Raw genomic sequence first — 26,632 nt, 5'->3', positions numbered from 1 at the left:
TGCCCGGCGGAGCCGGGTTCCCCGGGGCGCCGCCCCGGACCCCGCGCCTCAAACGCCGGCGAGGCTCAAAGTGCCTAGCCGCGCAGCGACTCGGCTCCCCAGGGCGTCTTCGCGATCGCCCGCCGCAGGCGACGGGCCCGCATCCCCGTCACGCGGTCCGCGTACACGGTCCCGTCGAGGTGGTCGCACTCGTGCTGGAGGCAGCGCGCGAAGAACCCCGTGCCGGAGATCCGCACGGGAGTCCCGTCCGAGGTGACCCCCTCCACGACCGCGTGGTCGAAGCGGGCCGTGCCCGCCTCCAGCCCCGGCAGGGACAGGCAGCCCTCGGGCCCGAGGAACTCGTCCCCGTCGGCCGTCACCAGACGCGGGTTGACGACGTGCCCGACGTGCCGTACGTCTTCGTCATCGGGACAGTCGTAGACGAACACCCGCTGGGCGACACCGATCTGGTTCGCGGCGAGGCCGACCCCCTCGGCGGCGTACATCGTCGCGAACATGTCCTCGATCAGCCGGGCGAGGGCCGGGCCGAATTCGGTGACCTCCGGGCAGGGCGAGTGGAGCACCGGATCACCCAGCAGGCTCATGGTGCGGACGAGTCCGGTGGTACCGGGGATCAGGCGCTGTCGCATGGCGCCAAGCCTACGACGGGCGACTATATGAGCAGATCCGCGACGGGGCGGGGGCGCCGCGGTCAAGGCTGCGGCAGGTACTGGATAGGCTGGGGCCGACCGACGCTAGGAGGACAAGGGACGATGGCAGGCAACACGGAGCCGCTTTCGCCGCGGGCCAAGCTGGCCGTGACGGCGGGCAAGGCCGCGGCGGCGGTGTCGCGGGCCGCGGGACGCGGAAGCGGATCGGTGATCGGTGGCAAGGTCGCACTCAGGCTCGACCCCGATCTTCTCGGCGCGCTGGCGCAACACCTCGACGTCGTCCTCGTCTCCGCGACGAACGGCAAGACCACGACGACCCGGCTGATCGCCGAGGCCCTCCGGGCCAGCGGACCGGTCGTGTCCAACGCCCTCGGCGCCAACATGCCGGCGGGCATCACCTCGGCTCTCGCCGGCGGCTCGGACGCCAAATACGGCGTCATCGAGGTCGACGAGAAGTACCTGGCCGGAGTGGCCCGGGACGTCACCCCCAAGGTGATCGCCCTGCTCAACCTCTCCCGCGACCAGCTGGACCGCGCCGCCGAGACCCGCATGCTCGCGGAGAAGTGGCGTGAGGGGCTCCAGGGCTCCAAGGCCGTCATCGTCGCCAACTGCGACGACCCGCTGATCGTATGGTCCGCCTCCTCCTCCCAGAACGTGGTGTGGGTCGCCGCCGGCCAGGAGTGGAAGGACGACGCCTGGTCGTGCCCCTCCTGCGGCGGTGTCATGCAGCGCCCGGGCGACGACTGGTTCTGCGGCGAGTGCGGCTTCCGCCGCCCGGCCCCGACCTGGGCGCTCTCCGGCGACCACGTACTGGACCCGCACGGCTCGGCCTGGCCGATCCACCTCCAGCTGCCCGGCCGCGCCAACAAGGCCAACGCCGCCACCTCGGCCGCCGTGGCCGCCGTCTTCGGCGTCCCGCCGCAGGTCGCACTGGAGCGGATGTACCAGGTGCAGGCCGTCGCCGGCCGCTACGACGTCGTCACCTTCCAGGGCCGCGAACTGCGCCTGCTGCTCGCGAAGAACCCTGCGGGCTGGCTCGAAACGTTTTCGCTGATCGACCCGCCGCCGACCCCGGTGATCCTCTCCGTGAACGCGCGCGGCGCCGACGGAACCGACACGTCCTGGCTGTGGGACGTCGACTACCCGCGCCTGGCCGGCCACCCGATCTTCGTCATCGGCGACCGCAAGCTGGACCTCGCGGTCCGCCTCGAGGTCGCGGGCCTGGACTTCCGGGTGTGCGAGACGCTCGACGAGGCCGTGCAGCTCGCGCCGCCCGGACAGATCGAGCTGATCGCCAACTACACCGCCTTCCAGGACGTGCGCCGCCGCGTCGGCAACTAGAACTCATACCCCCAGAGGACACACGAGCATGAGCGACAACAGCCTGCGTCTGGTGTGGGTCTACCCCGACCTGCTCAGCACGTACGGAGACCAGGGCAACGCCCTCGTCGTGGAGCGCCGGGCCCGCCAGCGCGGCCTGGACGTGCAGCGCGTGGACGTGCGCAGCGACCAGCCCATCCCCACCTCGGGTGACATCTACCTGATCGGCGGCGGTGAGGACCGCCCGCAGCGCCTGGCGGCGGAGCGCCTGCTGCGCGACGGCGGTCTGGAGCGCGCCGTCTCGAACGGGGCGATCGTCTTCTCCGTCTGCGCCGGCTACCAGATCCTCGGCAAGGAGTTCGTCAACGACCAGGGCCAGCGCCAGGAGGGCCTCGGCCTGCTGGACGTCGTGACGCTGCGCGGTGAGGGCGAGCGGTGCGTCGGCGACGTCCTCGCCGACATCGACCCGCGCCTGGGCCTGCCGCAGCTGACGGGCTTCGAGAACCACCAGGGCGTCACCCACCTGGGCCCGACGGCGAAGCCGTTCGCCCGGGTGACCATGGGCCGCGGCAACGGCACCGGCGACGGCACCGAAGGCGCCTACAACGACACGGTGTTCGGGACCTACATGCACGGGCCCGTGATGGCGCGCAACCCGCAGATCGCGGACCTGCTGCTGAAGCTGGCCCTCGACGTCAACGCGCTGCCGGCCATAGACGACCGGTGGTACGAGGCGCTGCGCGCCGAGCGGATCGCGGCGGCGACACAGCCCGCCTAGCACCCGCGCGAACCGCTCATCAGGGCGGCCCCCGCATCATGTGTTCGGCCCGGTTTTCCCTAGGGGGAACCGGGCCGACGTCGTTTCGCACGACGATCACGACCAGCATGTGGAGGATGGTTCAGGGCACTGCCAAACCGCTTGTAGGGTGGCCGTAGTTCCCACCGGACGACGTGGTCCGGTCGCCGGCCCACGTTGCAAAGGTCTCTTCTGCCATGCGCATAGGTGTGCTCACTTCCGGTGGCGACTGCCCCGGCCTCAACGCCGTCATCCGCTCCGTCGTACACCGCGCCGTCGTCGACCACGGCGATGAGGTGATCGGCTTCCATGACGGCTGGAAGGGCCTGCTGGAGGCGGACTACCGCAAGCTCGACCTCGATGCGGTCGCCGGCATCCTCGCCCGCGGCGGCACAATCCTCGGCTCCTCCCGGGTCCAGCCCGCGCACCTGCGCGACGGCGTCGAGCGTGCCCGCGGGCACGTCGCCGACCTCGGGCTCGACGCGATCATCCCGATCGGCGGCGAGGGCACCCTGAAGGCCGCGAACCTGCTCTCGCAGGCCGGCCTGCCGATCGTCGGCGTCCCGAAGACCATCGACAACGACATCGCCTCGACCGACGTCACCTTCGGCTTCGACACCGCCGTCGGCGTCGCCACGGAGGCGCTGGACCGGCTGAAGACCACCGCCGAGTCCCACCAGCGCGTGATGGTCGTCGAGGTCATGGGCCGCCACACCGGTTGGATCGCGCTGCACTCGGGCATGGCGGCCGGCGCCCACGCCATCGTCGTGCCGGAACGCCCCTTCGACATCGACGAGCTGACCGCGATCGTCGGCGAGCGCTTCTCCGCGGGCAAGCGGTTCGCGATCGTCGTGGTCGCCGAGGGCGCCAAGCCGAAGCCCGGCTCGATGGCCTTCGAGGAGCGCGGCAAGGACATCTACGGCCACGAGCGGTTCGCCGGCATCGGCAACCTGCTGGCCGTCGAGCTGGAGAACCGCCTGGGCAAGGAGGCCCGGCCGGTGATCCTGGGCCACGTCCAGCGCGGCGGCACGCCCACCGCGTACGACCGCGTCCTCGCGACCCGCTTCGGCTGGCACGCGGTGGAGGCGGCGCACCGGGGCGAGTTCGGCATGCTGACCGCACTGCGCGGCACCGAGATCGAGATGGTGCCGCTCGCCGAGGCCACCTCGACCCTGAAGACCGTCCCGGCCGAGCGCTACGACGAGGCCCAGACCGTTCTCTGACCGTTCTGCGACCGTCCCCTGACGTCCCTTTTGTGACAGGCCGCCCCCGCGCGCAAGAGCGTACGGGGGCGGCACTACTGTGGTGGGGCAGCACAGTCGAGGGAGTGAACAGATGGACCACAACGGGCACGGCATGGACATGCACATGGACATGCCGCCGTTCACTCTCGGGCGCGGGCTGGAGTTCTCCTTCGACGCGTTCTTCCTGTTCGGCTCCCTGCTCGGCCTCGCCCTCTACGGGTGGGGCGTGCTGCGGCTGCGCCGGCGCGGGGACTCCTGGCCGCTGGGCCGGACCATCGCGTTCACCATCGGCGTGCTGACCGTGGTCCTGGTGATGTGCACCAAGCTGAACGACTACGGCATGGTCATGTTCAGCGTGCACATGGTCCAGCACATGGTGATCAGCATGATCACCCCGATCCTGGTGCTGCTGGGCGCCCCGGTGACGCTGGCGCTGCGCGCGCTGCCGCCCGCCGCCCGCGGGCGCAGGGGGCCGCGCGAGCTGCTGCTGGCGCTGCTGCACAGCCGGTACATGAGGGTGATCACGCACCCGGCCTTCACGATCCCGATGTTCATCGCGAGCCTCTACGCGCTGTACTTCACCCCGCTCTTCGACTTCCTGATGGAGAGCCGCGCCGGGCACATCTCGATGATGGTCCACTTCTTCGCCGTCGGCATGATCTTCTTCTGGCCGATCATGGGCGTCGACCCCGGGCCGCACCGTCCGGGCTACGTCATGCGGATGCTGGAGCTGTTCGCGGGCATGCCCTTCCACGCCTTCTTCGGTATCGCCCTGATGATGGCGAGCCAGCCGATGATCAAGACGTACGCGAACCCGCCGGCCTCCCTCGGCATCGATCCGCTGCTCGACCAGCAGTGGGGCGGCGGCATCGCCTGGGCGTTCAGCGAGATCCCCTCGGTGCTGGTCCTGATCGCCCTGATCTACCAGTGGTACCACTCCGAGCAGCGGGCCGCGAAGCGCTCCGACCGGGCCGCGGACCGCAACGGCGACCAGGAGCTGGAGGCGTACAACGCGTATCTCGCCTCGCTCCGAGCGCGTGGCCAGTAGCGCGATCCCACCCCGGCGAGCCACCATGGGGCATGACCGGATCCGTTAAGGCGATGGCAGTGATGACCTTCGCCGCACTGGTGGCCGTGGCCACGTACTCGGTGGTCCTCGGCAGCAACGGCTGGCTGTGGTTCGGCTGGGTGGTGCTGGGGCTGCTGACCGCGGGGATGGCCGCTTCGCGCAGTGCCTGACGAAGGCCGCCGCCCCCACCCCTGCCGTCCCGGGGCTCACCGTCAGTAAAATGACCGTGACGACGGGATACCGACAGGAGCGGCCTGGTGTTCTACCACTTGCTCAAGCACGTGCTCCTCGGCCCGCTCCTGCGGCTGCTGTTCCGGCCGCGGATCGAGGGCCTGGACAACATCCCGGCGGAGGGCGCCGCGATCGTCGCGGGCAACCACCTTTCGTTCTCCGACCATTTCCTGATGCCCGCGATCCTTGCGCGGCGGATCACCTTCCTGGCGAAGGCCGAATACTTCACCGGCCCCGGGCTCAAGGGGAGGCTCACCGCCGCGTTCTTTCGCAGCGCCGGCCAGATCCCCGTGGACCGCTCCGGCAAGGACGCCGGGCAGGCGGCCCTGCGCGAGGGGCTGGGGGTGCTGGCCAAGGGCGAGCTGCTGGGCATCTACCCGGAGGGCACCCGCTCGCACGACGGCCGGCTCTACAAGGGCAAGGTGGGCGTGGCCGCGATGGCGCTGGGCGCCGGGGTGCCGGTCATCCCCTGCGCGATGGTGGGCACCTTCGAGATCCAGCCGCCCGGCCAGAAGATCCCGAAGATCAGGCGGGTGACCATCCGCTTCGGCGAGCCGCTCGACTTCTCCCGGTACGCCGGGATGGAGCGCGAGCGCGCCGTCCTGCGGGCGGTGACCGACGAGATCATGTACGCGATCCTCGGCCTGTCCGGGCAGGAGTACGTCGACCGGTACGCGGCCGAGGTGAAGGCCGAGGAGGAGCAGGCGCGGAAGAAGGCCCGGCGCACGACGCGCTGAGCCTCCTCCCGCTCCACCGGTCACACGGGGCCGGCCGCGCCCCCGTCCCGCGCTACCGTGCGGACACGGCCCGGCGTACGGCGGGCAGCTCCTCGCGCGCCGGGAGGTCGGCCGGAGCGGCGTCCAACGAGCGGGCGGCCGCCGCGGCCGGGGCGACCGGAGTGGCGTGCGGGGCGCACGTCACGTCCTCGGCGTCGACCTTGCCGGTGAGCAGGTAGGCGTCCACCCGCGTGTTGACGCAGCTGTTCACCAGGCTGGTGACGCCGTGCGAGCCGGCGTTCTGCTCGGTGATCAGGCGCGAGCCGGCGAGCCGGCGGTGCAGCTCGACGGCGCCCTGGTACGGGGTGGCCGCGTCCCGCTCGGACTGGACGATCAGGACCGGCGGCAGACCGCGGCCGGCGCGGACCTCCAGCGGGGTGCTCTGCTTCGACCTCCAGGTCGCGCACGGCAGGTTCATCCAGGCGTTCGACCAGGTGAGGAACGGGTACTTCTCGTGCAGCCGGGTGTTGTCCCGGTCCCACCTGGTCCAGCTGGTGGGCCACTTCGCGTCGGCGCACTCGACGGCGGTGTAGACGGCGTTGCTGTTCTCCGAGGCCGCGTTGCCCTTGGTGTCCGACATGTCCGGGGCGATGGCGTCGATCAGCGCCTGCTCGTCGCCGGCCGCCCAGGCCGCGAAGGTCCGGGCGACGGGCACCCAGGCGGAGTCGTAGTACGGGGCGCTCTGGAAGAAGCCGATGAGCTCGGCCGGGCCGACGATCCCGCCGAGCGCCTCGGCCTTGGCCTTGCCGCGCAGCTCCTGCCACTTGGCCTCGACCTTCGCGCGGGTGTCGCCGAGGTGGAAGACGGCGTCGTTCCCGGCGACCCAGTCCTGCCAGTCGTTCCAGCGCGTCTGGAAGGCGACGTCCTGGCCGAGGTTGGCCTGGTACCAGATGTTGTCCTGCGACGGGTCCACCACGCTGTCGACGATCATGCGGCGCACGTGGGTCGGGAAGAGGGTCGCGTAGACCCCGCCCAGGTAGGTTCCGTAGGAGACGCCGAGGTAGTTCAGCTTCCGCTCGCCGAGGGCGGCCCGGACGACGTCGAGGTCGCGCGCGGTGTTCGGCGTGGTCATGTGCGGCAGCATCTCGCCGCTGCGCTCCTTGCAGCCGTCCGCGTACGCGGCGGCGAGCCCCCGCTGGGCGCGCTTGTCGGCCTCGGTGTCCGGGACCGGGTCGGCCTTGGGTGCCTTCACGAACTCCTGCGGGTCGATGCAGGAGATGGGCGCCGAATGGCCGACACCGCGCGGGTCGAAGCCCACGAAGTCGTAGGCCTTGGAGGCGTTGACCCACAGCGGGCTCTTGGTGGTGACCCGGCGCGGGAAGCGCATGCCGGAGCCGCCGGGGCCGCCGGGGTTGTAGACGAGGGCGCCTTGGCGCTCCTCCTTGGTCCCGGTGCTGCCGATCCGGTCGACGGCGATGTCGACGGTCTTGCCGTACGGCTTGGCGTAGTCCAGCGGAACCTTCACCCAGCCGCACTGGATGGGCTTCTCCAGGCCCCAGTCCGCCGGACAGTCCTTCCAGTCGATCCCGGTACGGGCGGCGCGGGCGGCGGCGATCTGCACGCCCAGCGACTCCGGGATCCGGGAGGCCTGGTCGGCCGGGGCCGCGGCGGCCGGCGGGGCGAGCAGCAGGCTCGCGGCCAGTGCGCCGGTGATCAGTGTGGCGGCGCTCCCCAGCGCCGCGTTGCGCATCACGTGATTGTTCCCCCTGCGTCAAATGCCGCCGTGGGCAGCCGGGTTGGCCGCTGTGGTCGTCGGCGTGCAGGGGGATCCTGTCGTCCGGTCCGGGCCCGGCGACAGGGTGCTGTCCACATTCTTTGCCAAGCCGATAACCGGACAGCCCAGTACCGCTGAGCGGGGCCCGACGCGTCCGGCGTTCAGCGGTGGTAGGCGCGGCAGGCCGCGTCGAGGACCTCGCGCAGCCGCAGGGCGTCCCCGGCCAGGGCCGTCACGAGGACGGCCGGACCGGCCAGCGGCGTCGCGGCGGCGCACTCCCCCAGCACCGCGGCCGGCGGCGGGTCCTGCGCGAAGGCCGGGTCCACGACGAGGAGCTGGCCGACGGCCCGGTGCCCGGCCAGGCCGGCCGGGCCGTCCCAACCGCCGGGGGCGCCGGGGCCGCAGGCGAGCTCCTGGTCCAGCAGCGGCCGGCCGCCGCGGGTGACGGTGAGGCGGCTGCGCAGCAGACCGGGCTGCTCCCCGTGACGGCCCAGGACCTGTTCCTCGCGCAGCAGCAGGCGTGCCGTGGGGGCCAGCCGGACCCGGGTGCGGACCCGCAGGTCGCTGCCGCGGACCGAGACGAGCGGCTCCGGCAGCCATCGCACCGCGGCGCCGTCCTCCAGGTCCAGCTCCACGTCGTAGCGCGCGGGCTCGCCGGCCCGGCCGGGCAGGGCCAGGGTGGCCGCGGCGGATGCCAGGGCCAGCCTGGCCCCGGGTCCGGCGGTGGCGCGGACGGTGAGGTGGTCGCCGCCGAGGGGGGCGCTCATCGCGCCGACGAGCACGACCCCGGCCTCGGCCTCCCGGCCTCGGGTGCGGCGCAGGGCGAGCGGGCCTTCCCCGGCGAGCAGGGGCAGCGCGGTCCCGCCCCGGCCGTCGGCCACGGCGTGGATGCGGGCGGTGGCCCGCACTCCCGCGGCGGGCGGGGGGACGGGGGGCGCGGTGGTCACCGTACGGTCCAGGCGGCGATCCGCTCGCGGACCCAGGCGGCGACCGGGGCCACGCCCTCGGGGCCGCGCAGCGACTGGAAGGCGACGGGCAGGTCGCCGCGCTGCTCGGCGGCGTCGCGGGCCATCCGGCCGAGGTCGGAGCCGACGTGGGGGGCGAGGTCGGTCTTGTTGACGATGAGGAGGTCGGCGGTGGTGACGCCGGGCCCGCCCTTGCGCGGGATGTCGTCCCCGCCGGCCACGTCGATGACGAAGATCTGGGCGTCGACCAGGCCCCGGGAGAAGGTGGCGGTGAGGTTGTCGCCGCCGGACTCGACGAGGATCAGGTCGAGCGGGGCGTGCTCGCGGAAGGCATCCTCCAGTTCCTCAACGGCCTCCAGGTTGGCGGAGATGTCGTCGCGGATGGCGGTGTGCGGGCAGGCCCCGGTCTCGACGGCGGCGATCCGCTCCGGCGGCAGGACCGCCTCGCGGAGCAGGAACTCGGCGTCCTCGCGGGTGTAGATGTCGTTGGTGACCACCGCCATGGACAGGTCGGTGCGCAGGGCGCGGCACAGGGCGGCGACGGTGGCGGTCTTGCCGGAGCCGACGGGGCCGCCGAGTCCGATGCGCAGGGCGCGCCGGGTGCCGTCGGCGCGCAGCGGTTCGGCGCTGTGGGTGTGGCGGTGGGTGGGGGCGACGGCGTGGTCGAGGTGCATGGGGGTGCTCCCGGGGTCGAAGGAGTGGGGCGGTGCGGTCAGGAGGCGAACAGGCGGACCGGCCAGTCGGCATGGACCTCGGCGGCGATCTCCAGCAGCGGCGAGGAGGCCGCGGGCAGGGCCTCGGGCCCGTCGAGCAGGGCCTGGTGCGCGGCCTCGGCGGCCCGGGCGGCGACGGCGTCGAGCTCGGGGGCGAGCCGGGCCAGCACCCCGCTCGCCTCGAAGGGGTCCAGCCCCAGCAGCCGCACGGTGGCGGTCGCCGGTCCGCCGACGCTCTCGTAAGCCGCCACGTGCGCGGCGTCCCGCGGCCCGAGCCCGGCCGCCCGGGCGGTGACGCCGAGCACCACGGGCTGGTGGGCGCCACGCGGGAACGCGGCGGCGAGCTGCTCCAGTGCGGGGTCGGGCCAGGTGGCCCGCGCGGCCCGCAGCAGCTGCCGGCCCAGCCGCCGCGCCGCGGTGCGCAGCGCGGGCGACGGGGTGCGGGCATCGGCCTCGGCGTCGAGGACGGCCGGGTCGAGCCCGGCGGCGGCCGCCGCCGCGAGGGCCGCCGCGGTGAGCCCGGCGGTGTGCAGCCGGCCCCGGCAGAAGCCCTCCAGGGTGGCGGCGTCGTGGATGCGGCCGGCCTTGCAGGCGGCCTCGGCCCCGCCGGAGTGGGCGTGGCCGCCCGCGGGGAACCGGCCGTCCGCGAGGACGAGCAGCGCGGCGAGGCTCATGTGGCGGGACCCATCAGAAGAGGAAGTAGCGCTGGGCCATGGGCAGTTCCGCGGCGGGCGCCGGTTCGACCGCTTCGCCGTCGATGGTGACGGTGAAGGTATCGGCGTCGACCTCGACCCGCGGCATGGCGTCGTTGTTGCGCATGTCCGCCTTGGTCACCTTCCGCGTGGTCTCTATGGCGGTGAACCGCTTGCCGAGTCCGAGCCGTTCGGGCAGGCCGTCGTCGAGCGCGGCCTGGGCGGTGAAGTTCAGCGAGTTCAGGCCGGGCGCGCGGCCGTGGCTGCCGAACATCGGCCGGGGCAGGACGGGCTGCGGGGTGGGGATGGAGGCGTTGGCGTCGCCCATCTGGGCGTAGGCGATCTGGCCGCCCTTGAGGACGAGCTCGGGCTTGACCCCGAAGAAGGCGGGGTTCCACAGCACCAGGTCGGCGAGTTTCCCGGTCTCGATCGAGCCGACGTCGCGGGCGAAACCCTGGGCCACGGCGGGGTTGATCGTGTACTTGGCGACGTAGCGGCGGGCGCGGTGGTTGTCGGCGGGGCCGTCGCCGGGGAGGAAGCCCCGCCTCTTCTTCATCACGTGGGCGGTCTGCCAGGTGCGCAGGACGACCTCGCCGACCCGCCCCATGGCCTGGGAGTCGGAGGAGATGATGGAGATGGCCCCGAGGTCGTGCAGGACGTCCTCGGCGGCGATGGTCGAGGGCCGGATCCGGGATTCGGCGAAGGCGAGGTCCTCGGGGACGGCCGGGTTGAGGTGGTGGCAGACCATCAGCATGTCGAGGTGTTCCTCGACGGTGTTGACGGTGTGCGGCCGGGTGGGGTTGGTGGAGCTGGGCAGGACGTTCGGCTCGGAGACGACGGTGATGATGTCGGGGGCGTGTCCGCCGCCCGCGCCCTCGGTGTGGTACGCGTGGATGGTCCGCCCGGCGACGGCCGCGAGGGTGTCGGCGACGAAGCCGGCCTCGTTGAGCGTGTCGGTGTGGATGGCGACCTGGGCGCCGGTCTCGTCGCAGACGCTCAGGCAGGCGTCGATGGCGGCGGGGGTGGCACCCCAGTCCTCGTGGATCTTGAATCCGAGGGCTCCGCCGCGCAGCTGGGAGTGCATGGCCTCACGGGAGGTGGTGTTGCCCTTGCCGAGGAGGCCGATGTTGACCGGGTAGGCCTCCAGCGCCGCGAACATCCGGGCCAGGTGCCAGGGTCCGGGGGTGACGGTGGTGGCCTTGGTGCCTTCGGCCGGTCCGGTGCCGCCGCCGACCAGGGTGGTGATCCCGGAGGCGAGGGCCTCGTCGACGACGGTCGGGGAGATGAAGTGCACGTGCGCGTCGATGGCGCCGGCGGTGACGATCTTCCCGTTGCCCGCGATGATCTCGGTCTCGGGGCCGATGACCAGCGCCGGATCGACGCCGTCCATGGTGTCGGGGTTGCCGGCCTTGCCGATGCCGCAGATCCTGCCGTCGCGGATGCCGAGGTCGGCCTTGACGATGCCCCAGTGGTCGAGGACCACGACTCCGGTGATCACGGTGTCGGGTGCGCCTTCGGCCCGGGTGGTGCGGGCCTGGCCCATGGATTCGCGGATGACCTTGCCGCCGCCGAAGACGGCTTCGTCGCCGGAGCGGCCGGGGCCGCCGCCGAGGTCCTGCTCGATCTCGACGAAGAGGTCGGTGTCGGCGAGCCGGATCCGGTCGCCGGTCGTCGGCCCGAAGAGGTCGGCGTACACCTGGCGGGAGATCTCAGCCATCGAGCGGCCCTCCGGTCTCGCCGCGCAGTCCGGGTACGGTCCGCGTGCCCGCCAGCGGGACGAGTTCCACCGCCGCCGGGATGCCCGGCTCGAAGCGGACGGCCGTGCCGGCGGCGATGTTGAGCCGGAGCCCGCGGGCCGCGGCGCGGTCGAAGTCGAGGCCGGGATTGGCCTCGGCGAAGTGGTAGTGGGAGCCGACCTGGACGGGCCGGTCGGCGGAGTTGAGGACGGTGAGACGGGTGACGGGGCGGCCCTCGTTGAGCAGTACCGGGCCTTCCCCGAAGGCGATTTCGCCGGGGATCATGCGGGGGTACTCCTTGTCAGACGATGGGGTCGTGGACCGTGACGAGTTTGGTGCCGTCCGGGAAGGTCGCCTCGACCTGCACGTCGTGGATCATCTCGGGGATCCCCTCCATGACGTCCGCGCGGCTCAGGACGGTGCGGCCGGAGGCCATGAGCTCGGCCACCGTACGGCCGTCACGGGCCCCTTCGAGGATGTGCGAGGCGATCAGCGCCACCGCCTCGGGGTGGTTGAGGCGTACCCCTCGCGCCCTCCGCTTCCCGGCCACGTCCGCGGCCACGTGGATGAGCAGTCGCTCCTGTTCGTGCGGTGTCAGTTGCACTCGTATCACCAAACTTCCGGGACGAGATCGACTTCGTGCCGAGGGACCTCAGCGGCGTTCAACACTCTGTTGACCTGCGCTTTTCCGACCCAGGCGTCTCTTGCCCAACGCAGGGGAAGGCTTTCCGTTCCGTCCACCGCAGCTCTACCGGCTCAGCGGTGATCATTGGTGGTCGCACGTGACGCCACGCTAGGGGCCGCTCTTTTCCGCAGAGTTAACCCACGTTTCGGGCAGGCACCCGGTTCGGGTCCTCGACCCTTCGGCCGCGACTTCCGTATACGGAAACCGCCGGGGGCCCTGGGGCCGCCCGGCGGTCGCTCTTCGTACGGGTGCGGGTCGGGCGGTCAGCAGCCCCCGGCGGCCGCGATCGGTGTGCCCGCGGTCCAGGGCAGCGCGATCCAGACCGTCTTGCCGCCGTCCTCCGTGGGGGTGACCGAGAGCCGCCCGCCCGCCTCCACGGCGAGCCAGCGGATGATGACCATCCCGCGGCCGTTGTCCTGCTGGACGGCGGCCGGCAGCCGCTTGGGCCAGCGCGGATAGCTGTCGGTCACCCCGACCCGCAGCCACTCCTCGCGCTCCAGGCGGATGTCGACGGTGAAGGTGGGCGACTGGCCGAAGGTGTGCTGTACGGCGTTGGTGGCGAGCTCCGAGACGATCAGCCGGACACTGTCCGCGGTCTCGGCGTCATCGGGCAGTCCCCATTCGCACAGCACCTCCGCGACGTAGCGTCGGGCAGCGGCCACCGAGGCGGGATCGCTCGGCAGAGTGACGGATGCTTCCTGGTGGTCTGCCATGGCGACGTCCCTTTCCCACCGAGGCGGAAAAGCCCCGGATCTGTGCTGGACGCCAGAGTGCCACCCATCGTGCCTCCGCATCGGCGTTTCCCCAAAGATCTGCATATATCTGTCGCTCGATGCGGTGAACTCTGCTACGGAAGAACGTATTTGGACGGCAAACTGGTGCGACCTGTGCCGGTGGAAGGAGGCGGGTGTGCAGCACGGCCCCGCGGTGCGCCGGCGCAAGCTCGGCGAGGAACTGCGTGCCCTGCGTGACCGGTCCGGACTCACCAGTGGTGAGGCCGCCCGGATCGTGGGATGGCACCAGTCGAAAATCAGCCGCATCGAAACGGGTCGCAGCGGCGTGAAACCGGGGGACATCCGGCTGCTCCTCGACGCCTACGGGGAGGTCGTGAGCCCGGAGCAGCGGGCACTGCTGGAGGCCCTCTCCGCCTCGGCCGCCGGCCCCGGGCCGGGCGGCGACACCGGCCGGGGACGCCAGTGGTGGCACGACTACCGGGGGCTGCTGCCGCAGGAGTACCGGGACTTCATCAGCCTGGAGGCGGGGGCCCGGTCGGCCCGCACGGTGGAACTGTCCGTGGTTCCGGGGCTGTTGCAGACCCCCGAGTACGCACGGGCCGTGACCCGGGCCGCGCTCGGCGGGCTGCCCGAGCCGAAGGTGGACGCGCTGGTCGACGTACGCCTCGCCCGGCAGGCGGTGCTCCGGGCCGATCCGCCGCTGGAGCTGAGCGCGGTGCTGGACGAGGCGGTGCTGCGCCGGCAGATCGGCGGCCCGGGGGTGATGGCGGAGCAGCTGCGCCACCTGGTCCGGGTGTCACGGCTCCCGCAAGTGAACCTCCAGGTGCTGCCGTTCAGCGTGGGTGGTCATCTCGGCCTCACGGGACCGTTCGTCATTTTCTCATTTACGAACATCGCCGATCTGGATGTGGTGGTACTCGACCATTTGACGAGTAGCCTCTATCTGGAGCGGAAGGAAGACCTAGAGGCGTACGGCGCCGCGTTCCGCACCATCCAGGCGCACGCCCTCCCGCCCCAGGACTCTTCGGAACTCATCGGCTCACTCGCTGACGACGCGTAGAGGAGGCACCCCCGTGTCCGCAACCCCCTTAAGCACCAGCGGACTTCTGATCAGAGCCGCCCGGTGGCGGCGGAGCAGCCGCAGCACCGGAATGAACAACTGCGTGGAAGCGGCCGTCCTCGGCGACGGCCTGCTGGCCGTCCGCGACTCCAAGCGGACGGACGGCCCGGCCGTGCTCTTCACCGGGCCGGCCTGGGACGGCTTCCTGGCCTCCGTACGGGCGGACGCGCACGCGTCCGTCTAGCAGTTCACGGCTCCGGCGGGCGCGGTCGCCAGGATCGTCGTGACCGCCCGATCGATCTCGTCCCCCGTGAGGTCGGCCCGGGCGGTCAGCCGCAGCCGGGAGATGCCGTCCGGCACCGACGGCGGGCGGAAGCACCCCACGGACAGACCGGCCTCGCGGCAGTCGGCGGCCCAGCGCAGTGCCGCCGACGCCGACGGGGCCCGTACCGACACCACGGCCGCGTCCGGCCGGGCCGCGGTCAGGCCGGACGCGGTAAGCCGCCCGTACAGGCGGTCGGCCACCTCGCGGGCACGGTCGGCGCGTTCCGGTTCCCGCCGGAGCAGGCGCAGGCTCGCCAGTGCCGCGCCCGCGGCGGCCGGGGCAAGCCCGGTGTCGAAGATGAAGGTGCGCGCCGTGTTGACCAGGTGCCTGATCACCTTGGCCGGGCCGAGGACGGCACCGCCCTGGCTGCCCAGCGACTTCGAGAGGGTCAGGGTGGCGACCACGTAGGGCGCGCCGGCCAGCCCGGCGGCGTGCAGCGCGCCGCGGCCGCCCGCGCCCAGCACCCCCAGGCCGTGGGCGTCGTCCACGAGGAGGGCCGCACCCTCGTCGCGGCACGCCGCCGCGTACCCGGCGAGCGGGGCTGCGTCGCCGTCGACGGAGAACACCGAGTCGCTGACCAGCAGGGCCCGGCCCTCGTGCGCGGCGAGCGCCTTGCGCGCGGCCTCCGGGTCGGAGTGCGGGACCACCGCGGTCTGCGCGCGTGAGAGCCGGCAGCCGTCGACGATGGAGGCGTGGTTGCCGGCGTCGGAGACGACCAGCGTGCCCCAGTCGCTGAGCGCCGTGACGGCGGCGAGGTTGGCCGCGTATCCGGAGGACAGGACGAGCGCGGCCTCGAACCCGCAGAAGGCGGCGAGCTCCCGCTCCAGTTCCGCGTGCAGCTCGGTGGTGCCGGTGACGAGACGGGAGCCGGTGGCCCCGGCGCCCCAGCACTGCGCCGCCTCCCGGGCCCCGCGGATCGTCTCGGGGTGCTGGGACAGGCCGAGGTAGTCGTTGCTCGCGAGGTCCAGCAGCGGCGACACCGGCGGCCGGGGGCGCAGGGTGCGGACCAGTCCGGCCTGCTCCCGCGCGCGTTCCGCGGCGTCGATCCAGGCGAAGACGTCCGCTGGGTCGGGGGTGTGCTGGGGCATCGGCGTGTCCTCGTGTTTTGTCGGCAGTCCACAGACCTGCCCGACCCTAGCCGCCGCGACTTGTCCGCCAGGTGTGGTGATACACACACACCCATCCGGCCATGTTGTGCGATCTCTCCTTGGCCGGGATGGGTCGCGTGGGACAGGATCTGGTCCATGGACCTGCTGAACACCCTGGTGGACAAGGGGCTGCGGCGCGAGCTGCCGACCCGCGAAGAAGCACTCGCCGTACTGGCGACTTCTGACGACGAACTGCTCGACGTGGTGGCCGCGGCCGGCAAGGTGCGCCGCCAGTGGTTCGGGCGTCGGGTCAAGCTGAACTACCTGGTCAACCTGAAGTCGGGCCTGTGCCCGGAGGACTGCTCCTACTGTTCCCAGCGCCTGGGCTCGAAGGCCGAGATCCTCAAGTACACGTGGCTCAAGCCGGAGGAGGCCTCCCAGGCGGCCGCCGCGGGCGTCGCGGGCGGGGCGAAGCGGGTCTGCCTGGTGGCGAGCGGCCGCGGTCCGACGGACCGTGACGTGGAGCGCGTCGGCAGGACGATCGAGGCGATCAAGGAGCAGAACGAGGGCATCGAGGTGTGCGCCTGCCTCGGCCTGCTCTCGGACGGCCAGGCGGAAAAGCTGCGCGAGGCGGGCGCCGACGCCTACAACCACAACCTGAACACCTCCGAGGCCACCTACGGCCAGATCACCAAGACCCACACCTACGCCGACCGCGTGGACACCGTGGAGAAGGCGCACGCGGCGGGCCTGTCGGCCTGCTCCGGCCTGATCGCGGGCATGGGCGAGACCGACGAGGACCTCGTCGACGTGGTCTTCTCGCTGCGCGAGCTGGACGCCGACTCCGTGCCGGTCAACTTCCTGATCCCCTTCGAGGGCACTCCGCTGGCCAAGGAGTGGAACCTCACCCCGCAGCGCTGCCTCCGGATCCTGGCGATGGCGCGCTTCGTCTGCCCCGACGTCGAGGTCCGGCTCGCGGGCGGCCGCGAGGTGCACCTGCGCTCGATGCAGCCGCTGGCGCTGAACATCGTCAACTCGATCTTCCTGGGTGACTACCTGACCAGTGAGGGCCAGGCCGGGCAGGCCGACCTCGACATGATCGCGGACGCCGGTTTCGAGGTGGAGGGCGCCGGTACGACGACCCTCCCCGCGCACCGCTCGGACGCGGCGGACGCGGCCCCCTCCGGCGGCGGCTGCGGGTCCGGCGGCGCCTCGCTGTGCGGTTCGGGCGCGGGCGCGGCCTCGGCCTCCGGCGGGGAAGCCGCGGGCTGCGGATCGGCGTGCGGCGGCTGCTCCGGACACGCGCACGCGGAGGCGGAGCCGGTGCCGGCGCAGCCGGCCCAGGCCGAGCCCGGCGCACTCCGGTCGGACCTGGTGGCGGTACGCCGCCGCGGCGCGGGGACGGACATCGCGCCCAATGCCTGACCGGTCCCGCCCGCAGTCGGCCGGCGCGGACCTGCTCGCGCTGGACCGGCAGCACGTCTGGCACCCGTACGGCCCGATGCCCGGACGGCAGGAGCCGCTGGTCATCGCCTCCGCCTCGGGGGTGCGGCTCAGGCTGGCCGACCCGTCCCAGGCAGAGGGCCGCGACGAGCTCGTCGACGGCATGTCCTCCTGGTGGTCGGCCATCCACGGCTACAACCACCCGGTGCTCAACGAGGCCGTGACCGCGCAGCTCGCGCGGATGTCCCACGTGATGTTCGGCGGGCTCACCCATGAGCCCGCCGTCCGGCTCGCCGCGAAGCTCGTGGAGATCACCCCGCCGGGACTGGAGCACGTCTTCCTCGCCGACTCCGGTTCGGTCTCCGTCGAGGTCGCCGTCAAGATGTGCCTGCAGTACTGGCGTTCGCTGGGCCGCACCGGCAAGACCAGGCTGCTGACCTGGCGCGGCGGCTACCACGGGGACACCTGGCAGCCCATGGCCGTCTGCGACCCCGAGGGCGGCATGCACGAGCTGTGGCAGGGTCACCTGCCGCGCCAGGTCTTCGCGGACGCCCCGCCGGGCGGTTTCGACACGCCGGTGGATCCCGCGTACGCCGACCACCTGCGCGGCATGATCGCAGCCCACGCGGACGAGCTGGCCGCCGTGATCGTGGAGCCGGTGGTGCAGGGCGCGGGAGGCATGCGCTTCCACCACCCCGGCCACCTGCGGGTGCTGCGGGAGCTGTGCGACGAGTACGGGGTCCTGCTGATCCTGGACGAGATCGCCACGGGCTTCGGCCGTACCGGCGCGCTCTTCGCGGCCGACCACGCGGGGATCACCCCGGACGTGATGTGCCTGGGCAAGTCCCTGACCGGCGGCTACCTCACGCTGGCGGCGACCCTGTGCACGGAGCGGGTGGCCGAGGGGATCTCCCAGGGCGAGGTGCCGGTGCTCGCGCACGGCCCGACCTTCATGGGGAACCCGCTGGCCACGGCCGTGGCGCTGGCCTCCGTGGAGCTGCTGCTCGGCCAGGACTGGGCGCTCGAGGTCAAGCGGATCGAGGCGGGGCTGCGCGAGGGCCTGGCCGCCGCGGCCCGCATCCCCGGTGTGCGGGACGTCCGCGTGCTCGGCGCCATCGGCGTGGTCCAGCTGGACCACGAGGTCGACGTGGCCGCCGCCACCCGGGCGGCGGTGCGCGAGGGCGTGTGGCTGAGACCGTTCCGGGATTTGATCTATGTGATGCCGCCGTTCGTCACGGGCGACGCGGACGTGACCCGTATCTGCCGCGCGGTGTGCGCGGCGGCCCAGGAAGGCTGAGAAGACTGAGATGTCCGTACTGATCGTGTCCGGGACGGGCACGGAGATCGGCAAGACCGTGGTCACGGCGGCTGTGGCGGCGGCGGCCGTGGCGGCCGGCCGCTCGGTGGCGGTGCTCAAGCCGGCGCAGACCGGTGTGGGCCCGCAGGAGCCGGGGGACGCGGCGGAGGTGGTGCGGCTGGCGGGTCCCTCCGTCACCGCGAGGGAACTGGCCCGCTATCCCGAGCCCCTGGCCCCGGACACCGCCGCCCGTCGTGCGGGGCTGCCGACGCTGGCCCCGGCGCAGATCGCGGAGGCCGCGCGGCGGCTGTCCGAGGACCACGACCTGGTCCTGGTGGAGGGCGCGGGAGGGCTGCTCGTGCAGTTCGACGAGGCGGGCCACACGCTGGCCGACGCGGCGCGCCTGCTGGACGCCCCGACGCTGATCGTCGCCCAGGCGGGTCTGGGAACCCTCAACTCCACGACGCTCACGGCGGAAGCGCTGCGGGCCCGCGGCCTGACCCCGCTCGGCGTGGTCGTCGGCAGCTGGCCGCACTCCCCGGACCTGGCGGCCCGCTGCAACCTGGCGGACCTCCCGAAGTCGTCGGAGCTGCCGCTCCTTGGGGCGGTCCCGGAGGGCTCGGGCACCCTGCCGCCGGAGCGCTTCCGCGCCTCGGCCGCGTCCTGGCTGGCCCCGGCCCTGTCGGGGACCTGGTCGGCTCAGTCCTTCCTCACCACCTGGTCCCCGCCGGCATTCGCCACGACTGGCGTCTGAAGCCCCGGCCCGAGGCCGGAGCCCCACTCCACCCCTCGCCGCGCACGGCCGGGGGGCCGCCGGCACTGGACGCCCAGGACCCGGCCGGCCCCCGCCCTTCCGGCCCCGCCGACGCTCAGGGGGGCCGGGGGGCCGCCGGCACTCGACGCCCAGGACCCGGGCGGACCGCCGCCCCTCCGACACCGCCAGACCCCGCCGACGCTCACAGCACGGGGCCGGGGCGCCGCCGGCACTCGACGCGCAGGACCCGGGCGGACCCCCGGACCCCCCGGCACCGCCGACACCACCCGACCCCGCCGACGCTCACAGCGCGGAGCCGGGAGGCGGTCGGCACTCGACGCGCAGGACCCCGGCCGGACCCCCGGACCCCCCGGCACCGCCGACACCACCCGGCCCCGCCGGCGCTCACAGTGCGGGGCCGGGGCGGAGCCCCGAGCCTCGGGTTCCGCCGGCGCCGCTGGGTGGACCCTCGGGGCCGGGGGCTCGGCCCCGGGGGCGCTGCGGCCCCGGCGGCTAGCCGAGCGGCTTCACCCACCGCGTCCACGCCTCCTGCGGCCCGTACCCGGCCGCCTCCCACGCCGGGTGCGCCCGCTCGTTGCGGTCGAGCACCATCGCGTCGGCGCGCCGCCCGCCCAGCGCGGCGAAACGCTCCTCCGCGGCGGCCAACAGCGCACTGCCTATCCCCTGCCTCCGGTGCCCCGGGTGAACGGCGAGCCGGTAGAGGTGACAGCGCCAGCCGTCGAACCCCGCGATCACGGTCCCGACCAGCTCTCCGTCGCGGCGCGCCAGCAGCAGCGCCTGCGGGTCCCGCTCGTGGAGCCGCTCGACGCCCGCGAGGTCGTCGCTGATGCTCGTCCCCTCGGCGGCTGTCTTCCAGAAGTCCAGTACGGCACCGAGGTCCCCGGTCGAGGCCGGGCCCACGTGAAGATCGCTCATGCCCCGGATCCCATCATCCGGCCGCGTTCCGCCAAAAGGATGATCCGATCGCTTTGCCCTTCCTTTACCATGTGGGGGCATGTCCCGGTCCCTCTCGAGTGAAAGGTGTGTGAGCGTCCGCCCATGGGCGAGCCCCCCAGTCCACGACATTCCACTTCGCCGCGACACCGCGCGATCTCCCTCCTCCTGGCCGATCATGGGACGGAGGTGATCGACCGATGACCGAGGTGCTCCTGCTCGTCGTGGCACTGCTGCTCTGCCTTGCGTGCGGAATCTTCGTCGCGGCCGAGTTCTCTCTCACGACCGTCGAGCGCAGCGAACTGGAACGGGCCGCCGAGCGCGGTGAGCGCGGTGCCGACAGCGCCCTCGCGGCCGTCCGCACCCTCACCTTCCAGCTCTCCGGCGCCCAGCTCGGCATCACCGTGACCGGCCTGGTCATCGGCATGATCTCCAAGCCCTCGATCGCCGCCCTGCTCCAGGGACCGTTCGAAGCCATGGGGCTGCCGGCGAGCGCCGCCTCCTCCACGGCCCTGGTCCTCGGGACGGCCCTGTCCACCGTCGTCCTGATGGTCGTCGGAGAACTGGTGCCGAAGAACTGGGCCATCTCCTCCCCGCTGGCGATCGCCAAGCGGGTGGCGACCTTCCAGCGGGTCTTCAGCCTGGCCTTCCGGCCACTCATCAGCCACCTCAACACCACGGCCAACCACCTGGTGCGCCGCTTCGGCATGGAGCCGACCGAGGAGCTGGCGTCGGCGCGCACCCCGCAGGAGCTGGTCGCCCTGGCCCGGCACTCCGCCAAGCAGGGCGCCCTGGAGAAGGACACGGCCGAGCTGTTCGTCCGCACCCTGAACCTGGCCGACCTGACCGCGGAGAACGTGATGACCCCGCGCGTCCAGGTCACCGCCCTCGACGTGCAGACCACCGCCGAGGACGTGGCGAACGCGACGATGGCCACCGGCCTGTCCCGCTTCCCCGTCTACCGCGGAAGCCTCGACACCGTCGTCGGCACCGTCCACATCAAGGACGTGCTGGCGCTGCCCGCCGAGGAACGGCGCCGCCGCCCGGTGTCGCAGCTCCTGCGCGAGCCCCTCCTCGTACCGGAGTCGCTGACCGTGGACCGGCTGCTGGACCGGCTGTCCGGCAAGCAGACCATGGCCGTGGTCATCGACGAGTACGGCGGAACGGCGGGCGTGGCCACGCTGGAGGACATCGTCGAGGAGGTCGTCGGCGAGGTGCGCGACGAGCACGACCCGCACGAGACCCCCGACCTGGCCCCGGCCGGTACGGATCCCTCCGGGCGGCGGCTGTACTCCGCCGACGGCGCCGCGCGCACCGACCAGCTCCGGCGGATCGGGCTGCGGGTGCCCGACGGCCCGTACGAGACGCTGGCCGGCCTGATAGCGACCGAGCTGGGCCGGATCCCGTCCGTCGGCGACAGCCTGGAGCTGGACGGCTGGCAGCTGGACGTGGTGGACGACATCGGGCGCCGGGCGGCGCGCGTGCTGCTGCACGCGCCCGCCGGTTCCGCGGACGGGACGGAGGACGCGCGATGACCGCGATCCAGCTGTTGATCGGCCTGGCGACGCTGGTCGTGAACGCCTTCTTCGTCGGCGCGGAGTTCGCGCTGATCTCGGTCCGGCGCAGCCAGATCGAGCCGTACGCCGAGCAGGGCGACCGGCGGGCCCGCGCCGTCCTGTGGGGCCTCGAGCACGTGTCTGCCCTGATGGCCGCCGCGCAGCTCGGCATCACCCTGTGCACGCTGGTGCTGGGTGTGGTGGCCGAGCCGGCCATCGCCCATCTGCTGACCCCGCTGTTCGACCTGGTCGGGGTGCCGTCCGGGCTGACCCACGCGATCTCCTTCGTGGTGGCGCTGGCCCTGGCGACCTACCTGCACATGCTCTTCGGCGAGATGCTGCCGAAGAACGTGGCGCTGTCCGAGCCGGTGCGCACGGCGCTGCTGCTGGGTCCGCCGCTGGTGACCCTCACCCGGGCGCTGCGGCCGGTGATCTTCGCGATCAACGCCTTCGCCAACGCCCTGCTGCGGCTGCTGCGGGTGGAGGTCAAGGACGAGGTCTCGGCGACGTTCTCGGACGACGAGCTGGCCCGGATGGTGAAGGACTCCAGTGATGCGGGGCTCCTCGACGACCGGGCGAGCGAGCGCCTGCACGACGCCCTGGAACTGGGCCGGCGACCGGTGACCGACGTGGTGCTGCCCGCCGAGCGGGTCATCTCGGCGCGCGAGGGCATCACTCCGGCCGGGCTGGAACGGCTGTCGGCCGAGAGCGGGTACTCCCGTTTCCCGGTGGTCGACGCGCAGCAGAGGATCCTCGGCTACCTGCACGTGAAGGACGCCCTGGACGCGGACGAGGAGTCGCGCGAGGAGCCGTTCCCGGCGTCGGCGCTGCGCCCGATCGCGCAGGTGCGGGCGGAGACCCCGCTGGACGATGTGCTGACCGCCATGCGGCGCAGCCGCACCCACCTGGCGGCGGTGCTCGGGGCGGAGGGCGCCATGACGGGCCTGGTGACGATGGAGGACGTGCTGCGGGAGCTGTTCGGAAGGCCGGCCTCCGCGTAGTGCACGGGGGAAGCGCGGGTCCCCGGCCCTGCGGGGCCGGGGTACCGCGCGGTAACATCACTCCGCCATGGAGATGAATGCCTCTTACACCAGTTTCGTCGCGGTCGGTGACTCCTTCACCGAGGGCATGTCCGACCGCCTGCCGGACGGCTCCTACCGGGGCTGGGCCGACCTGCTGGCCGCCCGCCTCGCGGCGCGCGAGCCGGGCTTCCGCTACGCGAACCTCGCGGTCCGCGGGAAGCTCATCGGCCAGATCGCGCAGGACCAGGCCCCCGTGGCGGCCGCGATGGGCGCCGACGTGGTCACCCTGGTGGGCGGGCTGAACGACACCTTGCGCCCCAAGGTGGACATGGGCCTGGTCCGGGCCCACCTGGAGGCGGCCGTCGAGCTGCTCGCACCCTCCTGCAAGCAGCTCGTCCTGATGCGCTCCCCGGGGCGCAACGGGCCGGTGATGGAGCGCTTCCGCCCCCGCATGGAGCAGCTGTTCGCCACCATCGACGAGCTCGCGGCCCGGCACGGCGCCCTGGTGGTGGACCTCTACGGCGCCCCGGTCCTCGCGGACCCCCGGATGTGGGACGTCGACCGGCTGCACCTGACGGCCGAGGGCCACCGCCGGGTGGCGGAGGCCGTCTGGCAGACACTGGGCCTGCCCGCCGAGCTGGACTGGCGCACCGAACTGCCCGTCGCCGAGCCGCCCGGCTGGGCGGTGCGCCGGACCCAGGACCTGAGCTTCGCCCGGCAGCACCTGCTCCCCTGGATCGGCCGCCGCCTGACGGGCCGCTCCTCGGGGGACGGCCGCCCGGCCAAGCGGCCGGAGCTGCAGCCCTACGGGGACGCACCGCTCTCGTAGCAAGGCACAATCACGCGCGGTGGCCCGACCTGCGTAAACACACAGCTGCGGCCCAAGTAGAATCCCTACACGTGACTGCCAAGCCCCGCATTCCCAATGTCCTGGCCGGCCGCTACGCCTCCGCGGAGCTCGCCGTCCTGTGGTCCCCCGAGTACAAGGTGACGCTGGAGCGGCGGCTGTGGCTCGCCGTGCTGCGCGCCCAGAAGGACCTCGGTATCGAGGTCCCGGACGCGGCCCTCGCCGACTACGAGCGCGTCCTGGAGGACGTGGACCTCGCCTCCATCGCCGAACGCGAGAAGGTCACCCGGCACGACGTGAAGGCCCGGATCGAGGAATTCAACGCCCTCGCCGGCCACGAGCACGTCCACAAGGGCATGACCTCCCGCGACCTGACCGAGAACGTCGAGCAGCTCCAGATCCGGCTCTCGCTGGAGCTGGCCCGCGACCGCACGGTCGCCGTGCTCGCCCGTCTCGGCAAGCTGGCCGGCGAGCACGCCGAGCTGGTCATGGCCGGCCGCTCGCACAACGTGGCGGCGCAGGCGACCACCCTCGGCAAGCGGTTCGCGACGGCGGCCGACGAGCTGCTGGTGGCCTACGACCGCCTGGAGAACCTCCTCGAGCGCTACCCGCTGCGCGGCATCAAGGGCCCCGTCGGCACCGCCCAGGACATGCTCGACCTCCTCGGCGGCGACGCCGCCAAGCTCGCCGACCTGGAGCAGCGCATCGCCGCCCACCTCGGCTTCGCGCACGCCTTCACCTCGGTCGGCCAGGTCTACCCGCGCTCCCTGGACTACGACGTGGTCACCGCCCTGGTCCAGCTGGCCGCCGCGCCGTCCTCGATCGCCAAGACGATCCGCCTGATGGCCGGACACGAGCTGGTCACCGAGGGCTTCAAGCCCGGCCAGGTCGGCTCCTCCGCGATGCCCCACAAGATGAACACCCGCTCCTGCGAGCGTGTGAACGGCCTGATGGTCATCCTGCGGGGCTACGCCTCGATGACCGGTGAGCTGGCCGGCGACCAGTGGAACGAGGGCGACGTCTCCTGCTCCGTGGTCCGCCGCGTGGCCCTGCCGGACGCCTTCTTCGCGTTCGACGGCCTCCTGGAGACCTTCCTGACGGTCCTCGACGAGTTCGGCGCCTTCCCCGCGGTCGTCGCCCGCGAGCTGGACCGCTACCTGCCCTTCCTCGCGACCACCAAGGTCCTGATGGGCGCGGTCCGTGCGGGCGTCGGCCGTGAGGCCGCCCACGAGGTCATCAAGGAGCACGCGGTGGCCTCCGCGCTCGCCATGCGCGAGCAGGGCGCCGAGCGCAACGAGCTGCTGGACAAGCTCGCCGCCGACGAGCGGATGCCGCTGGACCGCACCCAGCTCGACGCGCTCATGGCGGACAAGCTGTCCTTCACCGGTGCCGCGGGCGACCAGGTCGGGTCGGTCGTCTCCCGTATCGAGGCGATCGCCAAGCAGCACCCGGAGGCCGCCGGATACACCCCGGGGTCGATCCTCTGACCCCCGAAGAGCTGGCCGCCGCCCGCGACCGCGTCCTCCCGGACGTGGTCGCGGGCGGCCTGCGTGTGCTGTTCTGCGGCATCAACCCCGGTCTCCTCTCCGCCGCGACAGGCCACCACTTCGCCCGCCCCGGCAACCGCTTCTGGCCGGTCCTGCACCTCTCGGGCTTCACCCCGCGCCGCCTGGCTCCCGCGGAACAGGCGGAACTGCTCACCTACCGTCTCGGCATCACCAACGTCGTGGCCCGCGCCACGGCCCGCGCCGACGAGCTGAGCGCCGAGGAGTTCCGCGAGGGCGGCCGCATCCTGACGGCCAAGGTGGAACTGCTGCGCCCCCAATGGCTGGCGGTGGTGGGAGTGACCGCCTACCGCACGGCCTTCGGAGAGAGGAAGGCGCAGATCGGTCCCCAGGAGCGCACCATCGGCTCCACCCGCATCTGGGCCCTCCCCAACCCCAGCGGCCTCAACGCCCACTGGACCGCCGAGTCCATGGCCCAGGAGTACGCCCGCCTCCGCGCGGCCGCTGAACCCCCCGCCGGCTAGGCGGGGCTCAGGCGGGCCAGCGGACCTGTCCGCTCTCGACCCGGAGCGCTTCGGGGATCTCCGCCTCGTGGAACCTGAGGAAACCGACCCCGACCGCGCCGTCCTCGCGCACATGCGTCGCGTGCGCCCTCGCGGCCAGCCAGCGCAGCAGCTCACCGACTTCGCCGAAGTCGTCCGGGTGCATCTCCTGCCGGGACATCAGCGACCAGCCCTTCCGCGGCAGGTCGGCACGGCTCGCCAGGGCCGAGCAGAGAACGCCGCCCACCCGCCACGCGGCGCCCCGCCCGGCCAGCAGCGGACGAGGATCGTCCTCGATCACCGGCATGTCCGAGTCGTCCAGCACGACGACCGGGAATGCGGTGACGATGGTCAGGCGGTCCGGTCGGGGGCCGATCCCCAGATGCCAGCTCAGCTCGGCCAGTTCAGCATCGGAGATCTCGTCCCGCAGGTCGACGGCGATCGTCAGCTCGTACACGTCACTCACGTGGGCAACCCTAGGGCGGATCGATGACGGTGGCCCCTGCCGTCAGCAGGTAGGGGTCGTCTCCGTCCCGCTGCGTCACACAGGCCACCACCCAGTGGTCTCCGGTCCGCCACAGGTGGACGTGGTCGGTGTCGGCGCTCAGCTCCCTCCACGGCTCCGGTATCTCCTCCCCCTCCCATACCCGGTCCCTCAGCGTCCCCAGGCTGAAGATCTGCGGGTCTCCCCACCGGTCGGTCACGGCCTGTGTGAGCGCCCCGTATTCGGCGCCGATCTGGTCGGCGGCCTCGATCCGGCCGGAGCCGTCGTCGTCCCAGAAGTGCCGGGTCCGCGACAGCCGCACCAGATGGAATCCCGGACCGCTGCTGCTGTCGACGGTGCGGACCGGCTCCCGGGGGAACTCCTTCGCCAGGAGCCGGTCGATCGTGTCGAGGTGCTCTGCCGTGGTCAT

Annotated in this window: 29 protein-coding genes; 16 read left to right on the top strand and 13 right to left on the bottom strand. The window is 72.6% G+C overall.

What is annotated here, in order from left to right; genetic code table 11:
- Nucleotides 1-74 precede the first annotated feature (74 nt).
- Nucleotides 75-629 (bottom strand): peptide deformylase, encoded by a 555-nt coding sequence (gene def / locus AVW11_RS09295; RefSeq protein ID WP_076043729.1) that lies wholly within the window; start codon nucleotides 627-629, stop codon nucleotides 75-77.
- Between the two features lie 123 nt (nucleotides 630-752).
- Here def and AVW11_RS09290 point away from each other — a divergent pair, with 123 nt between their 5' ends.
- The 6 genes from AVW11_RS09290 (at nucleotide 753) to AVW11_RS09270 (ending at nucleotide 6,047) form a co-directional block, all read left to right on the top strand.
- The gene (locus AVW11_RS09290) at nucleotides 753-1,991 is read left to right on the top strand and encodes a MurT ligase domain-containing protein (RefSeq protein ID WP_030841889.1); all 1,239 of its coding nucleotides are present in this window, start codon (nucleotides 753-755) and stop codon (nucleotides 1,989-1,991) included.
- Between the two features lie 28 nt (nucleotides 1,992-2,019).
- Nucleotides 2,020-2,748, top strand: coding sequence for a type 1 glutamine amidotransferase (locus AVW11_RS09285; RefSeq protein ID WP_030841891.1), 729 nt, complete (start codon nucleotides 2,020-2,022; stop codon nucleotides 2,746-2,748).
- A gap of 215 nt (nucleotides 2,749-2,963) precedes the next feature.
- A complete protein-coding gene (locus tag AVW11_RS09280; protein WP_030841893.1) occupies nucleotides 2,964-3,989 on the top strand; it encodes a 6-phosphofructokinase in 1,026 nt (341 codons plus the stop codon).
- A 112-nt stretch (nucleotides 3,990-4,101) separates the two neighbouring features.
- A complete protein-coding gene (locus AVW11_RS09275) occupies nucleotides 4,102-5,058 on the top strand; it encodes a cytochrome c oxidase assembly protein (protein WP_030841895.1) in 957 nt (318 codons plus the stop codon).
- Between the two features lie 32 nt (nucleotides 5,059-5,090).
- Nucleotides 5,091-5,249, top strand: a complete 159-nt coding sequence (locus AVW11_RS37670; RefSeq protein ID WP_030841897.1) for a hypothetical protein — start codon at nucleotides 5,091-5,093, stop codon at nucleotides 5,247-5,249.
- An 87-nt stretch (nucleotides 5,250-5,336) separates the two neighbouring features.
- Nucleotides 5,337-6,047 (top strand): lysophospholipid acyltransferase family protein, encoded by a 711-nt coding sequence (locus AVW11_RS09270; RefSeq protein ID WP_030841899.1) that lies wholly within the window; start codon nucleotides 5,337-5,339, stop codon nucleotides 6,045-6,047.
- A 52-nt stretch (nucleotides 6,048-6,099) separates the two neighbouring features.
- On the opposite strand, the gene AVW11_RS09265 is transcribed toward AVW11_RS09270, so the two are convergent.
- The 8 genes from AVW11_RS09265 to AVW11_RS09230 all read right to left on the bottom strand — a co-directional run bounded on the left by AVW11_RS09265 (nucleotide 6,100) and on the right by AVW11_RS09230 (nucleotide 13,304).
- Nucleotides 6,100-7,776, bottom strand: a complete 1,677-nt coding sequence (locus AVW11_RS09265; RefSeq protein ID WP_079250567.1) for an alpha/beta hydrolase — start codon at nucleotides 7,774-7,776, stop codon at nucleotides 6,100-6,102.
- A 185-nt stretch (nucleotides 7,777-7,961) separates the two neighbouring features.
- Nucleotides 7,962-8,747, bottom strand: coding sequence for an urease accessory protein UreD (locus tag AVW11_RS09260; protein WP_076043728.1), 786 nt, complete (start codon nucleotides 8,745-8,747; stop codon nucleotides 7,962-7,964).
- On the bottom strand, nucleotides 8,744-9,439 hold the full coding sequence (ureG, locus tag AVW11_RS09255; RefSeq protein ID WP_030841902.1) for an urease accessory protein UreG: 696 nt from the start codon (nucleotides 9,437-9,439) through the stop codon (nucleotides 8,744-8,746). The genes AVW11_RS09260 and ureG overlap by 4 nt, the downstream gene beginning before the upstream one ends.
- A 38-nt stretch (nucleotides 9,440-9,477) precedes the next feature.
- Nucleotides 9,478-10,152 carry an urease accessory protein UreF gene (locus tag AVW11_RS09250; RefSeq protein WP_060179333.1) on the bottom strand — a complete coding sequence of 225 codons (675 nt, stop codon included), beginning with the start codon at nucleotides 10,150-10,152 and terminating at the stop codon, nucleotides 9,478-9,480.
- Nucleotides 10,153-10,165: 13 nt separating this feature from the next.
- Nucleotides 10,166-11,887 carry an urease subunit alpha gene (locus AVW11_RS09245; protein WP_076043727.1) on the bottom strand — a complete coding sequence of 574 codons (1,722 nt, stop codon included), beginning with the start codon at nucleotides 11,885-11,887 and terminating at the stop codon, nucleotides 10,166-10,168.
- Nucleotides 11,880-12,191 carry an urease subunit beta gene (locus AVW11_RS09240; RefSeq protein WP_076043726.1) on the bottom strand — a complete coding sequence of 104 codons (312 nt, stop codon included), beginning with the start codon at nucleotides 12,189-12,191 and terminating at the stop codon, nucleotides 11,880-11,882. The genes AVW11_RS09245 and AVW11_RS09240 overlap by 8 nt, the downstream gene beginning before the upstream one ends.
- Before the next feature lie 16 nt (nucleotides 12,192-12,207).
- Complete coding sequence (locus AVW11_RS09235; RefSeq protein WP_030841910.1) at nucleotides 12,208-12,510, bottom strand: urease subunit gamma; 303 nt, start codon at nucleotides 12,508-12,510, stop codon at nucleotides 12,208-12,210.
- Between the two features lie 344 nt (nucleotides 12,511-12,854).
- Nucleotides 12,855-13,304 (bottom strand): ATP-binding protein, encoded by a 450-nt coding sequence (locus AVW11_RS09230; protein ID WP_030841913.1) that lies wholly within the window; start codon nucleotides 13,302-13,304, stop codon nucleotides 12,855-12,857.
- Between the two features lie 196 nt (nucleotides 13,305-13,500).
- Between AVW11_RS09230 and AVW11_RS09225 the strand changes: the two genes are divergently transcribed.
- Both AVW11_RS09225 and AVW11_RS09220 read left to right on the top strand, forming a co-directional pair.
- Nucleotides 13,501-14,385: a helix-turn-helix domain-containing protein gene (locus AVW11_RS09225; protein WP_030841915.1), complete on the top strand. Its 885-nt coding sequence runs from the start codon at nucleotides 13,501-13,503 to the stop codon at nucleotides 14,383-14,385.
- 13 nt (nucleotides 14,386-14,398) lie between these two features.
- A complete protein-coding gene (locus AVW11_RS09220; protein ID WP_030820578.1) occupies nucleotides 14,399-14,629 on the top strand; it encodes a DUF397 domain-containing protein in 231 nt (76 codons plus the stop codon).
- On the opposite strand, the gene AVW11_RS09215 is transcribed toward AVW11_RS09220, so the two are convergent.
- Nucleotides 14,626-15,798: an 8-amino-7-oxononanoate synthase gene (locus AVW11_RS09215; protein WP_030841918.1), complete on the bottom strand. Its 1,173-nt coding sequence runs from the start codon at nucleotides 15,796-15,798 to the stop codon at nucleotides 14,626-14,628. The two genes, AVW11_RS09220 and AVW11_RS09215, sit on opposite strands and share 4 nt — an antisense overlap.
- Nucleotides 15,799-15,954: 156 nt before the next feature.
- On the opposite strand from AVW11_RS09215, the gene bioB reads away from it, so the two are divergent.
- From bioB to bioD, 3 genes are read left to right on the top strand one after another with little or no spacing between them, the layout of a single operon-like run.
- On the top strand, nucleotides 15,955-17,223 hold the full coding sequence (bioB, locus tag AVW11_RS09210) for a biotin synthase BioB (protein WP_076043725.1): 1,269 nt from the start codon (nucleotides 15,955-15,957) through the stop codon (nucleotides 17,221-17,223).
- Nucleotides 17,216-18,538 carry an adenosylmethionine--8-amino-7-oxononanoate transaminase gene (locus tag AVW11_RS09205; protein ID WP_076043724.1) on the top strand — a complete coding sequence of 441 codons (1,323 nt, stop codon included), beginning with the start codon at nucleotides 17,216-17,218 and terminating at the stop codon, nucleotides 18,536-18,538. The genes bioB and AVW11_RS09205 overlap by 8 nt, the downstream gene beginning before the upstream one ends.
- Nucleotides 18,539-18,548: 10 nt before the next feature.
- Nucleotides 18,549-19,292: a dethiobiotin synthase gene (gene bioD / locus AVW11_RS09200; protein ID WP_037832638.1), complete on the top strand. Its 744-nt coding sequence runs from the start codon at nucleotides 18,549-18,551 to the stop codon at nucleotides 19,290-19,292.
- Between the two features lie 513 nt (nucleotides 19,293-19,805).
- On the opposite strand, the gene AVW11_RS09195 is transcribed toward bioD, so the two are convergent.
- The gene (locus AVW11_RS09195; protein ID WP_030841926.1) at nucleotides 19,806-20,228 is read right to left on the bottom strand and encodes a GNAT family N-acetyltransferase; all 423 of its coding nucleotides are present in this window, start codon (nucleotides 20,226-20,228) and stop codon (nucleotides 19,806-19,808) included.
- A gap of 218 nt (nucleotides 20,229-20,446) precedes the next feature.
- Between AVW11_RS09195 and AVW11_RS09190 the strand changes: the two genes are divergently transcribed.
- The 5 genes from AVW11_RS09190 (at nucleotide 20,447) to mug (ending at nucleotide 25,700) form a co-directional block, all read left to right on the top strand.
- The gene (locus tag AVW11_RS09190) at nucleotides 20,447-21,781 is read left to right on the top strand and encodes a hemolysin family protein (RefSeq protein WP_060179338.1); all 1,335 of its coding nucleotides are present in this window, start codon (nucleotides 20,447-20,449) and stop codon (nucleotides 21,779-21,781) included.
- Complete coding sequence (locus AVW11_RS09185; protein WP_030841930.1) at nucleotides 21,778-22,803, top strand: hemolysin family protein; 1,026 nt, start codon at nucleotides 21,778-21,780, stop codon at nucleotides 22,801-22,803. The genes AVW11_RS09190 and AVW11_RS09185 overlap by 4 nt, the downstream gene beginning before the upstream one ends.
- A gap of 67 nt (nucleotides 22,804-22,870) precedes the next feature.
- The gene (locus AVW11_RS09180; RefSeq protein ID WP_030841933.1) at nucleotides 22,871-23,653 is read left to right on the top strand and encodes an SGNH/GDSL hydrolase family protein; all 783 of its coding nucleotides are present in this window, start codon (nucleotides 22,871-22,873) and stop codon (nucleotides 23,651-23,653) included.
- A gap of 71 nt (nucleotides 23,654-23,724) precedes the next feature.
- The gene (gene purB / locus AVW11_RS09175) at nucleotides 23,725-25,158 is read left to right on the top strand and encodes an adenylosuccinate lyase (RefSeq protein ID WP_060179339.1); all 1,434 of its coding nucleotides are present in this window, start codon (nucleotides 23,725-23,727) and stop codon (nucleotides 25,156-25,158) included.
- Complete coding sequence (gene mug / locus AVW11_RS09170) at nucleotides 25,155-25,700, top strand: G/U mismatch-specific DNA glycosylase (protein ID WP_037832639.1); 546 nt, start codon at nucleotides 25,155-25,157, stop codon at nucleotides 25,698-25,700. The genes purB and mug overlap by 4 nt, the downstream gene beginning before the upstream one ends.
- Nucleotides 25,701-25,707: 7 nt before the next feature.
- Here the strand turns inward: mug and AVW11_RS09165 are convergent, their stop codons facing one another.
- On the bottom strand, nucleotides 25,708-26,184 hold the full coding sequence (locus AVW11_RS09165) for a hypothetical protein (RefSeq protein ID WP_076043723.1): 477 nt from the start codon (nucleotides 26,182-26,184) through the stop codon (nucleotides 25,708-25,710).
- A gap of 10 nt (nucleotides 26,185-26,194) precedes the next feature.
- The gene (locus tag AVW11_RS09160) at nucleotides 26,195-26,632 is read right to left on the bottom strand and encodes a hypothetical protein (RefSeq protein WP_076043722.1); all 438 of its coding nucleotides are present in this window, start codon (nucleotides 26,630-26,632) and stop codon (nucleotides 26,195-26,197) included.

Source organism: Streptomyces amritsarensis (genome assembly GCF_001953875.1).
Taxonomy (GTDB): Bacteria; Actinomycetota; Actinomycetes; order Streptomycetales; family Streptomycetaceae; genus Streptomyces; species Streptomyces amritsarensis.
Note: the sequence above shows the minus strand (reverse complement) of the source record. Positions and strands in the feature narration are given on the sequence as shown.

What these genes read in the sequence shown, in the direction of transcription:
- AVW11_RS09275 (WP_030841895.1), top strand. Translation starts at nt 4,102, where the DNA reads ATGGACCACAACGGGCACGGCATGGACATGCACATGGACATGCCGCCG.
- AVW11_RS09280 (WP_030841893.1), top strand. Translation starts at nt 2,964, where the DNA reads ATGCGCATAGGTGTGCTCACTTCCGGTGGCGACTGCCCCGGCCTCAAC.
- AVW11_RS09195 (WP_030841926.1), bottom strand. Translation starts at nt 20,228, where the DNA reads ATGAGCGATCTTCACGTGGGCCCGGCCTCGACCGGGGACCTCGGTGCC.
- AVW11_RS09285 (WP_030841891.1), top strand. Translation starts at nt 2,020, where the DNA reads ATGAGCGACAACAGCCTGCGTCTGGTGTGGGTCTACCCCGACCTGCTC.
- AVW11_RS09240 (WP_076043726.1), bottom strand. Translation starts at nt 12,191, where the DNA reads ATGATCCCCGGCGAAATCGCCTTCGGGGAAGGCCCGGTACTGCTCAAC.
- AVW11_RS09160 (WP_076043722.1), bottom strand. Translation starts at nt 26,632, where the DNA reads ATGACCACGGCAGAGCACCTCGACACGATCGACCGGCTCCTGGCGAAG.
- AVW11_RS09205 (WP_076043724.1), top strand. Translation starts at nt 17,216, where the DNA reads ATGCCTGACCGGTCCCGCCCGCAGTCGGCCGGCGCGGACCTGCTCGCG.
- AVW11_RS09245 (WP_076043727.1), bottom strand. Translation starts at nt 11,887, where the DNA reads ATGGCTGAGATCTCCCGCCAGGTGTACGCCGACCTCTTCGGGCCGACG.
- AVW11_RS09290 (WP_030841889.1), top strand. Translation starts at nt 753, where the DNA reads ATGGCAGGCAACACGGAGCCGCTTTCGCCGCGGGCCAAGCTGGCCGTG.
- bioD (WP_037832638.1), top strand. Translation starts at nt 18,549, where the DNA reads ATGTCCGTACTGATCGTGTCCGGGACGGGCACGGAGATCGGCAAGACC.
- def (WP_076043729.1), bottom strand. Translation starts at nt 629, where the DNA reads ATGCGACAGCGCCTGATCCCCGGTACCACCGGACTCGTCCGCACCATG.
- AVW11_RS37670 (WP_030841897.1), top strand. Translation starts at nt 5,091, where the DNA reads ATGACCGGATCCGTTAAGGCGATGGCAGTGATGACCTTCGCCGCACTG.
- AVW11_RS09230 (WP_030841913.1), bottom strand. Translation starts at nt 13,304, where the DNA reads ATGGCAGACCACCAGGAAGCATCCGTCACTCTGCCGAGCGATCCCGCC.
- bioB (WP_076043725.1), top strand. Translation starts at nt 15,955, where the DNA reads ATGGACCTGCTGAACACCCTGGTGGACAAGGGGCTGCGGCGCGAGCTG.
- AVW11_RS09185 (WP_030841930.1), top strand. Translation starts at nt 21,778, where the DNA reads ATGACCGCGATCCAGCTGTTGATCGGCCTGGCGACGCTGGTCGTGAAC.
- AVW11_RS09215 (WP_030841918.1), bottom strand. Translation starts at nt 15,798, where the DNA reads ATGCCCCAGCACACCCCCGACCCAGCGGACGTCTTCGCCTGGATCGAC.
- AVW11_RS09180 (WP_030841933.1), top strand. Translation starts at nt 22,871, where the DNA reads ATGGAGATGAATGCCTCTTACACCAGTTTCGTCGCGGTCGGTGACTCC.
- AVW11_RS09265 (WP_079250567.1), bottom strand. Translation starts at nt 7,776, where the DNA reads ATGCGCAACGCGGCGCTGGGGAGCGCCGCCACACTGATCACCGGCGCA.
- ureG (WP_030841902.1), bottom strand. Translation starts at nt 9,439, where the DNA reads ATGCACCTCGACCACGCCGTCGCCCCCACCCACCGCCACACCCACAGC.
- AVW11_RS09190 (WP_060179338.1), top strand. Translation starts at nt 20,447, where the DNA reads ATGACCGAGGTGCTCCTGCTCGTCGTGGCACTGCTGCTCTGCCTTGCG.
- AVW11_RS09250 (WP_060179333.1), bottom strand. Translation starts at nt 10,152, where the DNA reads ATGAGCCTCGCCGCGCTGCTCGTCCTCGCGGACGGCCGGTTCCCCGCG.